Origin of the sequence: Pectobacterium odoriferum, from assembly GCF_009931295.1 — a bacterium.
In the GTDB taxonomy this organism is placed as follows: Bacteria; Pseudomonadota; Gammaproteobacteria; order Enterobacterales; family Enterobacteriaceae; genus Pectobacterium; species Pectobacterium odoriferum.
This window is the reverse complement of the sequence record NZ_CP034938.1, coordinates 46397-57774: the sequence shown is the minus strand read 5'-3', so window position 1 is coordinate 57774 and position 11378 is coordinate 46397. Positions and strand designations below refer to the sequence as shown.

Genomic DNA, 11378 nt, shown 5'->3' with positions numbered 1-11378 from the left:
TATAAAAAGCTAATTTTAAAAGAATATTTTAATGATAGAATACCCATAGGCATGATGTTTTTGCCAGCGGTAGTCTGTACGTATTCTACTATCACGCTTTGCAAATCCTCAAAAGCACCCTTTGGGGTCAGCGACAAGGCTCCACGGAAGACCCTGCCGACCCGGGCCTTGCCTTTGCAGGACAGTACCGTGACACCGAAAGCGGGCTATGTTATAACCGTTTTCGGTACTACGACCCAGCCGGTGGATGTTATGTCTCGCCGGACCCGATAGGGATAGCGGGGGGTGATAATAACTATGGGTATGTACCGAATCCGAATACGTGGGTTGATCCGTTTGGGTTGGCTGGTTGTGATTTACTATTCGGTCAAAAAAGGATTAGTAATACGTTTAGGAATGTTGGTTCTGATGCGCCTGACTATATTCGAGGACGAAGTATCTATGACGTTGCTGGTGATTTGAGAAGTGGCGTTTTGCATACAGACCAATTACCTGTTAGCTATTTTATTCATCCTCAAACAGGCCAAAGAATAGCTGAGAGCAATAGGACTCTCGCGGCAATATCTGCGGCGGGAATGAAGCCAACAATATTAAAAGAAGTTCCAGTTACAGAGACTTTGCTTAATAGATTGAAGGAAATACCTCTAAGGCAACGAGGTGAAGTGTTCTCTATGCCTGGCTCATCTATCCCTATTACCCCAGGACCAAACAACAACACTATTCTTGATGTTATAAGGTTGGTTAAATGAATTTATCACTAAAAAATATTGAATTCCCATGGATTATGGAAAGTGTAGCTGAACCATCCTTTTCTTATTTAGGAAGCTATTTGAATGTACATTTTTTGGTTTTTTTAGGTATCGATAGCCGAGAAAAAGATATTAATAGTTACCTTAAATGCAACGAGTTATATGACGAGTCAAACATGCCTGATGAAGTTTATAATAATGCTGGGTATAGAATAGCTAATTTTGACTTTAAAATTTTCGACTTCTTTTATTGCACTGACAAAAACTCTGGTTTATCTAATTATCTTAATGGCACTGAACTTCATCCTGGTGTCTATGAAGAGATTAATGAGAATAATGAGTTAGTAGGATATGTTTTCATTGGAAATGATCTACTTTTGTCAGTAAAAGCGAAAAAATACGTGATGTCTATTGATAATAATTTATAAATAAAAACCGGAAGCGATCCCAACTATCCTTCCGGCTTTATTTTATCTGTTATTTATTCCGTGATATTCGATATCAGAGATTAATCTCCGCCTCAATCACTATCCTTCCCCGCTCAACCATCACGGTTATCGGCATCCCGGCCATAAAGCCTGACTCCTCCAGCCAGCGACCTTTAAGGTTAATTGCTGACGGCGGGTTGGGCTTGCCGTTTTACTCGTCTCATTCTGAGACTCGCCCTTGCGGGCCAGCTCAAGCTGTTCAAACCTGTTATAACAGGTTTGTGCGGGCGTATCCCACCGTGTAGTAACGCGCTGTTTTGGTTGTTTTATTTACTATGACACCTGGCGTTACGAGTACGACAAAGAGAGCCAGCAACTGATCGCCGTTATCGCCCCGGACGGCAGCCGCTGGCAGTGGTGGCTGGATGCCGATGCGCGGGTTATCCGCGAGCGGGATATGGCCGGCACCGACACCCACTACGACTATGACGACGACGGCCACTGCATCGCCATCCGTAATGGCGAAGGCGAAACCCGCCACTTCCTGTATGACGGACGCGGGTTGCTCATCAAAGAAACCGCACCGGACGATACCCTGCACTACCGCTATGACGCGGCTGGCAGGCTTATCGAAGTCACCTCCGCCACCAGTCATCTCCAACTGGAGTATGACCTCCGTGACCGGGTAGTGCGGGAGTGGCTGAACGGCTCGCTTATCACCCGACAGTTTGATGATACCGCACGCACCGTAACGCGAACGCTGGCCAGAGAAGATGAGCGCGATGAAGAGCTGACCAGCACCTTCAGCTACAGCGCAGCGGGTGAACTGCGGCAGGTACAGTTGCCAGACGGCGCAGAGCTCACCCTTGCTCATGATGCCGCCGGGCGCGAAGCCTACCGTTCAGGCGGTGAGTTCATACAGCAGCGGGAATATGACGTGATGGGCAGGCTGACCCGTGACATGAGCGGTCAGCAACAGGAGAGACGAATCGCTGAAGTCAGGTTAAATTTAGCGGAATACATACACAGCAGCAGTCAGGTAAAATCCACTTCCCACTCACCTACGCCTTAACAGCGTAGGTGAGTTGAAGGCAAACTAGGCGACAGCGGTACCCTGTTCGTCCTGATCGACAGCGAAGCAGGCGACCTGCTGTTCACCGTAGGTTTTAAGCTGCGGCTGGAACTGGGTGCAGGTGCTGAAGCTGCGCTGACAGCGGGCATTGAACGCGCAGCCCGGTGGTGGATTCAGTGGACTAGGCAGCTCACCCGTCAGCTTGATACGCTCGCGGCGTAAATCTGGGTTCAGGCGCGGCGTCGCGGAAAGTAACGCCTGCGTATACGGGTGGCGCGGGTTGTTGAAAATGGCATCTTTACTGCCCTTCTCAACACAGCGACCCAGATACATCACCATCACTTCATCAGCGATATGTTCGACAACGGACAGATCGTGCGAGATGAAGACGTAAGACAGCCCCAGATCCTGCTGCAAGTCCATCATCAGGTTCAGCACCTGTGCACGAACCGACACGTCCAGCGCCGAAACAGGTTCATCTGCAATCACCACGTCCGGATCCAGCATCAACCCACGGGCGATAGCGATACGCTGACGCTGGCCGCCGGAGAACATATGCGGGTAGCGATCGTAATGCTCCGTTTTCAGCCCCACTTTCGCCATCATCGCCAACGCTTTTTCACGACGCTCAGCTTTTGACAGTTCCGTGTTGATCTGGAGCGGTTCTTCCAGGATCTGACCGACTTTCTTACGTGGATTGAGCGATCCATAAGGATTCTGGAAAACGATCTGGATCTTCTGCCGACGCAGTTTCTGCGCCTCAGGATCGTGCTTCAGCAGATCCTGCCCCTGATAGTACAGCTCGCCATCCGATGGGGTTTCAATCATCGTCAGCAGACGGCCTAGCGTGGATTTTCCACAGCCGGACTCTCCGACCACCGCCAGCGTTTTACCGCGTTCCAGCGTAAAGGATACGCCGTCCAGCGCTTTCACCATCCGCTCTGGCGCGAAAAAGCCCTTTTTCACTGGATAGTGTTTCTTCAAATCAATCGCATGCAGCAAATACGGCTGCGATGGTGCGTTCAGTTCACTCATAGGGTTGGCCTCCCCGCATCATCGAGCGGTGTATGACATTTCACCTGACGACCAGGAATATCGCGCAGTGCAGGTTCTTCCTGACGGCAGCGGTCCTGCGCATAGGGGCAGCGCGGGTTTAACAGACAGCCGTTCGGGCGGTCATATTTACCCGGTACCACACCCGGCAGCGATGCCAGTCGGGATTTATCTGCCGCAAACTCCGGCAGCGCACGCAGCAACGCCTGGGTATACGGATGACGCGGCGCACTGAAAATATCCGCCGCTTTGCCTGATTCCACCACCTGCCCGGCATACATCACGATGATGTGGTGTGCCGCTTCGGCCACCAGCGCCAAATCGTGCGTAATCAGGATCAGTGCCATGTTTTCGCGCTGTTGCAATTCGAGCAGCAGTTCGATGATCTGCGCCTGAATGGTCACGTCGAGCGCCGTCGTTGGCTCATCGGCAATCAGCAGCTTCGGCCGGCAGGCAATCGCCATCGCGATCATCACGCGCTGGCTCATCCCGCCGGAAAGCTGGTGCGGATACACATCAAGACGCGAACCCGGATCGGGAATCCCAACCAGCGTCAGCAGGTCAATCGCACGCTGACGACGGGTTTTGCGGTTACCGCCCTGATGCACCTTGATGGCTTCCATGATCTGGTAGCCCACGGTGTAACACGGGTTCAGGCTGGTCATCGGATCCTGAAAAATCATCGCGACTTCAGAACCCACCAGATTACGCCGTTCTTTCTCAGAAATTTTTGTTAAATCGCGCTGGTTAAATTCCAGCTTGTCGGCCATCACTTTGCCTGGGTAATCAATCAGCCCCATAATCGCCAGCGAACTGACGGATTTACCGGAGCCGGATTCCCCGACGATACCGACGACCTGACCTTGTTCAACCTGGTAGCTGATACGATCGACCGCACGAAACGGCAGATCCTCATCACCAAAGTGAACCGACAGTTTATCTACATTGAGCAACGCCATCTCTCTACCTCTACTACTGCTTGAGTTTGGGGTCGAGAGCGTCACGCAAGCCGTCCCCCATCAGGTTAAACGCCAATACCGTCAGTAAGATTGCCAGACCGGGGAACGTCACCACCCACCAGGCGCTTTGCGCAAACTGCAAAACGTCCGACAGCATGGTGCCCCACTCTGGCGTTGGCGGCTGTGCGCCCATACCGAGGAAACCCAAAGCAGCCATATCAAGAATGGCGTTAGAAAAACCGAGAGAAGCCTGCACAATCAGCGGTGCCAGACAGTTAGGCAGAATGTTGACGAACATCTGGCGTGCCGAACTCGCTCCCGCCACGCGTGAAGCCGTGACGTAATCGCGATTGACTTCCACCAGCACCGCCGCACGGGTCAAACGGACATAGTGCGGCAACGCCACAAAGGTCAGCGCCAGCGAGGCATTCACAATCGAAGGTCCGAAGACGGCCACCAGCACCAGCGCCAGCAGCAGGCTTGGCAGTGCCAGCATGATATCGACGATACGCATGATGAGCGCATCGACCACACCGCCGAAATACCCGGCCAGCAGACCGAAGATCACCCCCAGCACCAGCGACAGCGCGACGACCAGACAGCCGACCAGCAGCGACAGGCGTGCGCCGTACATCAGACGGGACAGGACATCACGTCCGACGTCATCCGTCCCCAGAATAAACTGCCAGCTTCCACCTTCTTGCCAGACTGGTGGACGAAGCAGCGCATCGCGGAACTGCTCGGCGGGCGCATGCGGTGCCAGTACGTTGGCGCCAATGGCGATAATCAGCATCAGCACGACATACACCATGCCAACGACCGCCCCTTTGTTACGTTTAAAATAGTGCCAGAATTCCTGTAGCGGGGTCATCGGCTTCGGTGCGCTATTTACAACAGGTTCAGTGACGTGTGTCATCTTAGCCTTCCCCTTATTTCTTGTGACGGATGCGTGGGTTAACCACGCCGTAGAGCACATCAACCAGCAGGTTAACCAGAATGATCATGGTTGCCACCAGCAGTACGCCCCCCTGAACCACCGGATAGTCACGACGCTGTAATGCATCGATCAACCACCGTCCCAGCCCCGGCCAGGAGAAAATGGTTTCCGTCAGAATTGCCCCGGCCAGCATGGTGCCAACCTGCAAACCTATGACCGTCACCACTGGCAGCATCGCATTACGCAACGCGTGCACGACAATCACACGCAGGCGGCTCAGGCCTTTAGCACGGGCGGTACGAATGTAATCCTCTCCCAACACTTCCAGCATCGCGGAACGCGTCATACGCACAATCACCGCCAGAGGAATGGTGCCCAGCACGATGGCAGGCAGGATCATGTGTTCAACCGCGTCGATAAAATCGCCTTCCTCGCCCCAGAACAGGGTATCGATCAGCATAAAGCCGGTCAGCGGCATGCTGTCATCGAGGAAAATCGTGTCGCTGATACGCCCCGAAACGGGCGTCAGGTTGAGCTGAACGGAGACCAGCATAATCAGCATCATGCCCCACCAGAAGATAGGCATGGAGTAGCCCGTCAGCGCCAGGCCAACAGAGGTATGATCGAAAATGGAACCACGTTTGACCGCAGCCAACACACCAACCGGAATCCCCACTGCGATAGCAAACAGCATCGCGCAGATACCCAGTTCCAGCGTCGCTTTGAAGCGAGGCACAAATTCTTCCCACACGGGGATACGGCTTTTGAGGGAGATCCCCAGATCGCCCTGCATCACACCGCCAATATAGTGGAGGTATTGCTGCCAAAGCGGCTTGTCCAGCCCCATTTCAGCCAGCAATTGCGCATGGCGCTCGGCGGAGATACCTCGTTCCCCTGCCATGATCATGACCGGGTCGCCCGGAATCATGTGCACGAATGCGAAGGTCAATAGGGTGATACCAATAAACGTTGGGATAACGAGCCCCAAACGCCGGAGTATGAACTGCAACATATCCCGAACTCTCTATTCATGCCCGTTGGCTCATTGGCCATCAGGCTTATCATTGCTCACAGCATAAAAAATCGTCAGGAACGATTTTAAACGTCGTGTACGACGGCCCACCATAAAATTTAACGGGCAAGAAACCCCGCCTCCACGGCTCCTCTAACGAGAAACCGCAAGGTCGGGGTTTTTAATGTCCGTGAAAAACGAGTGGCTGACTTAATCCAACGTCACGTTGTTGAAGCTATGCACGCCACGCGACTGAATCACATAACCTTTCACGTTTTTACGCACTGGCTCGTACACGGTGGAGTGCGCAACAATCAGTGCCGGAGCCTGATCGTGCATCACAACCTGCGCCTGCTTGTACAGCTCAACACGTTTTTCGTGATCGGAAACAGCGCGCGCCGGTTGGATCAAATCTTCAAACGGCTTGTAGCACCACTTGGAGTAGTTGGAGCCATTTTTGGCCGCGTCGCAGCTGAACAGGGTCGCGAAGAAGTTATCTGGATCCCCATTGTCGCCAGTCCAGCCCATCAGCACGGTCTGGTGCTCGCCGTCTTTCGCGCGCTTCAGATACTCGCCCCACTCGTAGGTGACGATCTTGGCTTTCACGCCCACTTTCGCCCAGTCGGACTGAATCATTTCCGCCATACGACGAGCATTCGGGTTGTACGGACGCTGTACTGGCATTGCCCACAGGTCGATAGAGAAACCGTCAGCCATACCTGCTTCTTTCAGCAGTGCTTTCGCTTTTTCAGGATCGTAGCTGTAGTCTTTAACGTCGTTGTTGTAGCCCCACATAGTCGGCGGGATCAGGTTAGTCGCGGCCTGACCAGCACCCTGATAGACCGCCTCAATGATGGCAGACTTGTTCACTGCATAGTTCAGCGCTTGGCGAATCTTGACGTTATCCAGCGGTTTTTTCTCAACGTTGTAGGCCAAATAACCAACGTTCAAGCCCGGCTTTTCCAGCAACGTGATGTTTTTGTCTTCTTTCATGCGGGCAAGATCGGCCGGGTTTGGATACGGCATGATCTGGCATTCGTCTTTTTGCAGCTTGGCGTAACGTACAGACGCATCTGGCGTGATAGAGAAGACCAGACGGTCAATACCCGGCTTGGTGCCCCAGAAGCCTTCAAAGGCTTTGTACAGAATACGAGAATCTTTCTGGTACTGTTGCAGCTGGAACGGGCCTGTACCAATTGGGTTCAGGTCAACTTTCTCTGGCGTACCCGCTTTCAACATCTGATCCGCATATTCCCCCGACAGGATGGAAGCGAAGTCCATCGCCAGGTTTGCCAGGAACGGCGCTTCAGGGCGGTTCAGCACAAAGCGGACGGTGTAGTCGTCGACTTTTTCGATTTTGCTGACCAGCTCTGGCATGCCCATACCTTGATAGTATTCATAGCTGCCGCCAGATACTTTATGGTACGGATGGTTAGCATCCTGCTGACGCATGAAGGAGAAAATCACGTCATCGGCATTGAATTCACGGGAAGGTTTGAAATCCTTGCTATCTTGCCATTTCACGCCTTTGCGCAAATGGAAAGTGTAGGTTTTGCCGTCTTCGCTAATATCCCATTTTTCAGCCAAACCCGGACCGGTGTCCGTGGTGCCGTCCTTAAATTCCACAAGACGGTTATAAATAGGAATAGAGCTGGCATCAAACGTCGTACCAGAGGTGAACAGCTGCGGGTTAAAACCTTCTGGGGAGCCTTCTGAGCAGTAAACCAGCGTTTTTGCCTGAACACCTACCGCGACGGACATGGCGAGTAAGCCAAGGCCGAACTTCAATACCCTTGATCTAACGAGGGATTTTTCCATTACTTGTGCTCCATTGTAGATGATGTTGTGTGCTATACCCGCCATACTCCAAGCTGCATACGCGTTAATACTGTCGTTAAAAACGCAGTGGTTAACAGCGCTGATATTCCGTCCTGCATCTCGAAATCAATTGGGTATGGTTGGCCAGACCTGTATTTTTACGAACTGTGGTCTGTACCCTGTCGCCCGAAGGCAAAATCAAAATAGTGGGGAGAGGAATGATGGTTACCAAAACCGATGGCCGTCACGCTGTTGGATACAGTCATAATAACTACAACGTATACCTCGAAACGCCACAACCCGCTCACGGATGCTGGATGAAGACGTAGAATCATTCAGACAAGCCGCTGCTTTCCTCCTTATATCCCTATGACGCCCTCAATTTCTCAACAGATAGCGGTGACGTCAATATAAGCTGTAAGGATTTACAAAATTTCCTTACATTTTCTTAAAAGAGAAAATACAAGCTCACCACCTCAAGAAAGGCATATTCTCTGTCTTTTGATGAAAAAACAGCGATAGAAACTGATACATTGCGGACATAAAGAAATTATCACCATTAAAAAAACTATAGTCATCTGGTCTTACATGTCCAAGATTTGAGCACTATTTTTTGTTAAAAACGTTAACAACAGGTGAAAATCCTGAAGGATAATAAGAAATTCTGATATTTACCACGGCACCATAAGTAGACAAATGACTATCTACGCTACATAAAAAAACTCTATGCGACATAAAAAACGTGGTTTCCCCCTCCTTTAACGGGCAGCAAGCGCGCTCTACATCGTTTTTTATCTGTGGGATAGCCGTTACCAGAGATCCGTTGCTGGATACACCCGTTAGATAAAGCATAGATAAAAAGGCGACTGACATAGGGTCGAGAACGCATTTTGTCCTGCGGCAGCGTCGTCAGGGCGACGGCCAGCGAAACAATGATATTGCTCAATAATTACCCGGCTACTTTAGTTAAATAAATATTTTCACTAAAATGAAAACACGCTATTTACTTATTCTCATAAAGTGGTATTTTTCACTCAGTGCGTTGCCTCTCCTTCTGCTTTAATCCCCCACACTCCCTCAATAAATTATTTTAATTACAAAAAAACAATATAAGTTATTTAAAATAGAGTTGCTGATAAGTTCACAAATACGTAATTAACGTATTATTTTTAACATTCCCTCATGCTAGATTACTCTCCAACATGATTCATTGTTAAATAACATCAACCATTCCTTATCTTTTTGTTACTAACTGATAAAAAAACAAAAAAACGAATCTTTCTGCTTTCTGATAATAAACATCCCGCCGTCATTGGCATTAGCGACGCTCGATAGTCACACAGATATCGGCGAGAAAAAAGCCAATAAAATGTGTCGATAACGATGCACTACCAATATCACAACGATATAAAACGGCAGGTATGTAATTTCTTTCTGTACCAACTGTCCTAGCAGGGTGAATATAATGAAAAAAATTGAAACTGATATTTTATGTGAGAACGATCTCGCTCTGGAAACACAAGAATCGTTTATCGGGGGCTTTTTTAAAAAGAAAATCGGCTCCGTTCCCGTTGCGCTTTTTATGGCGATTGCCGCCATTGTCGCTATCGCGGCCTACGAAGGATATTTGCCTAAAAATATGATTGGCGGTTTCGCCGTCATCATGACGATGGGTTTTTTGCTGGCACACATTGGCAGCAACATTCCCGTGTTCAAAGATATCGGCGGCCCGGCCATTCTGTGCCTGATGGTGCCTTCCGTTATGGTGTATTTTGAGCTGTTCAACGACAACACCATGAAAACCGTCCACCTGCTGATGAAAGAGGCGAATTTCCTGTATTTCGTCATCGCCTGTCTGGTGGTCGGCAGTATTCTGGGTATGAACCGCAAAATCCTGATTCAGGGGATGGTGCGCATGTTCGTCCCGCTGGTTATCGGCACCGCAACCGCACTGGCAACCGGTTTACTGGTCGGTAAACTGTGCGGCTACAGTTTCTACCACACCTTCTTCTTCATTATCGTGCCGATCATCGGCGGCGGTATTGGTGAAGGCATCCTGCCGTTATCCTTAGCCTATTCTGCGATTCTGGGACAAAGCCCAGATGTGTATGTCGCTCAGCTAGCGCCCGCAGCCGTCGTCGGTAACATCTTCGCGATTCTGTGTGCCGGCGTGCTGTCCCGTCTGGGTATGCGCCGCAAGGATCTGAACGGCGAAGGCCGTCTGGTTCGCAGCGATGAAGACAATGCAATGTTTGCCGTCAACGACGCGCCAAAACCGGTCGATTTTCACCTAATGGGCGGCGGGCTGTTGATGATTTGCGCCTTCTTCATCGTCGGTGGCCTGTTTGAGAAACTGGTACACATCCCAGGCCCAGTTCTGATGATTCTGATCGCCGTCTTCTGCAAATACGGACGCGTGATTCCTGCAATTATGGAAACTGGCGCGCACAGCGTTTACAAATTCGTATCAAGCTCTCTGGTATGGCCGCTGATGATCGGGCTGGGCATGCTGTATATCCCACTGGAGAGCGTCGTCGCGGTATTCTCTGTGGGTTATGTCATCGTCTGTGGTTCTGTGGTGCTGTCTATGGCGCTGGTGAGCTTCCTGATTGCGCCTTACCTGAACATGTACCCAATTGAAGCGTCCATCGTGACCACGTGCCACAGCGGGCTGGGCGGTACGGGTGATGTGGCTATTCTGTCCGCTTCTAACCGTATGTCTCTGATGCCGTTCGCACAGATCGCTACCCGTATCGGCGGTGCCTCTACCGTCATCGCCGCAACGCTGCTGCTGGGCTGGGTTGTCTAACCCAACCACGGTTCCCCACTAACGAAAACGCCACGGTGATTGCCGTGGCGTTTTTATTTATTCAGCGCTATTTATTTGCCACTCTTTATTCACAGTACTGGCGCAGCGAGTCCTGCTTTTCCGGCAGCAGCCATTGGTAACGGTTTGGCTTACCGCAACTACCTAACCTTTTTGAAAATGATCAGAATCAGAGCCACGCAGATGGGAAAAGCTATGAACGCAGCTAAATACACCGAATTAGTATGTTCCTGCATAATTTCTAGGCTAGCTCTGTGATATTCAACAGATATAGTTTTTTCTGAAAAATACATAATATCCTTATCAAAGGAAATCGCACCCCCCCCCCTACCAGTAGATAATAAAATAGAGAGACAAGGGCAATACTGACCCATCGAATAAATGACTTGCACTTACTTGTTAACATCATGCATCCCTTCTAATAACCCACCGATAGTACCACCAGAATAAGGTGAAACCTTATTGCATGCACGACCCTGTTCGGTCCGACCTCTGCACCTATTCCGATCACTGCCGACTTGAA

Annotated in this window: 8 protein-coding genes and 2 pseudogenes; 4 read left to right on the top strand and 6 right to left on the bottom strand. The window is 50.5% G+C overall.

Going from position 1 to position 11378, the window contains the following annotated elements; translation table 11 throughout:
- Nucleotides 1-101: 101 nt before the first annotated feature.
- Together EO763_RS23835 and EO763_RS00260 are read left to right on the top strand one after the other, a co-directional pair.
- Nucleotides 102-357, top strand: a pseudogene (locus EO763_RS23835) (RHS repeat-associated core domain-containing protein); the annotation flags it as partial.
- A 388-nt stretch (nucleotides 358-745) separates the two neighbouring features.
- On the top strand, nucleotides 746-1177 hold the full coding sequence (locus EO763_RS00260; RefSeq protein ID WP_103183549.1) for a hypothetical protein: 432 nt from the start codon (nucleotides 746-748) through the stop codon (nucleotides 1175-1177).
- 73 nt (nucleotides 1178-1250) lie between these two features.
- Here EO763_RS00260 and EO763_RS00255 read toward each other — a convergent pair whose 3' ends face one another.
- Complete coding sequence (locus EO763_RS00255; RefSeq protein WP_244322104.1) at nucleotides 1251-1340, bottom strand: SymE family type I addiction module toxin; 90 nt, start codon at nucleotides 1338-1340, stop codon at nucleotides 1251-1253.
- Nucleotides 1341-1517: 177 nt separating this feature from the next.
- On the opposite strand from EO763_RS00255, the pseudogene EO763_RS00250 reads away from it, so the two are divergent.
- Nucleotides 1518-2168: pseudogene (locus EO763_RS00250) on the top strand (RHS repeat-associated core domain-containing protein); the annotation flags it as partial.
- Nucleotides 2169-2273: 105 nt separating this feature from the next.
- On the opposite strand, the gene dppF reads toward EO763_RS00250, so the two are convergent.
- The 5 genes from dppF to dppA all read right to left on the bottom strand — a co-directional run bounded on the left by dppF (nucleotide 2274) and on the right by dppA (nucleotide 8028).
- Nucleotides 2274-3284 (bottom strand): dipeptide ABC transporter ATP-binding subunit DppF, encoded by a 1011-nt coding sequence (gene dppF, locus EO763_RS00245; protein WP_116186836.1) that lies wholly within the window; start codon nucleotides 3282-3284, stop codon nucleotides 2274-2276.
- A complete protein-coding gene (dppD, locus tag EO763_RS00240; protein ID WP_010281083.1) occupies nucleotides 3281-4261 on the bottom strand; it encodes a dipeptide ABC transporter ATP-binding protein in 981 nt (326 codons plus the stop codon). The genes dppF and dppD overlap by 4 nt, the downstream gene beginning before the upstream one ends.
- Nucleotides 4262-4274: 13 nt before the next feature.
- Complete coding sequence (dppC, locus tag EO763_RS00235; RefSeq protein WP_039363567.1) at nucleotides 4275-5177, bottom strand: dipeptide ABC transporter permease DppC; 903 nt, start codon at nucleotides 5175-5177, stop codon at nucleotides 4275-4277.
- A 13-nt stretch (nucleotides 5178-5190) separates the two neighbouring features.
- Entirely contained in the window at nucleotides 5191-6210 is a 1020-nt protein-coding gene (dppB, locus tag EO763_RS00230; protein ID WP_161527729.1) for a dipeptide ABC transporter permease DppB, read from the bottom strand.
- Nucleotides 6211-6420: 210 nt separating this feature from the next.
- Nucleotides 6421-8028, bottom strand: coding sequence for a dipeptide ABC transporter periplasmic-binding protein DppA (dppA, locus tag EO763_RS00225; protein WP_161527728.1), 1608 nt, complete (start codon nucleotides 8026-8028; stop codon nucleotides 6421-6423).
- A gap of 1465 nt (nucleotides 8029-9493) precedes the next feature.
- On the opposite strand from dppA, the gene EO763_RS00220 reads away from it, so the two are divergent.
- Entirely contained in the window at nucleotides 9494-10837 is a 1344-nt protein-coding gene (locus tag EO763_RS00220) for a 2-hydroxycarboxylate transporter family protein (protein WP_044204080.1), read from the top strand.
- Nucleotides 10838-11378 lie beyond the last annotated feature (541 nt).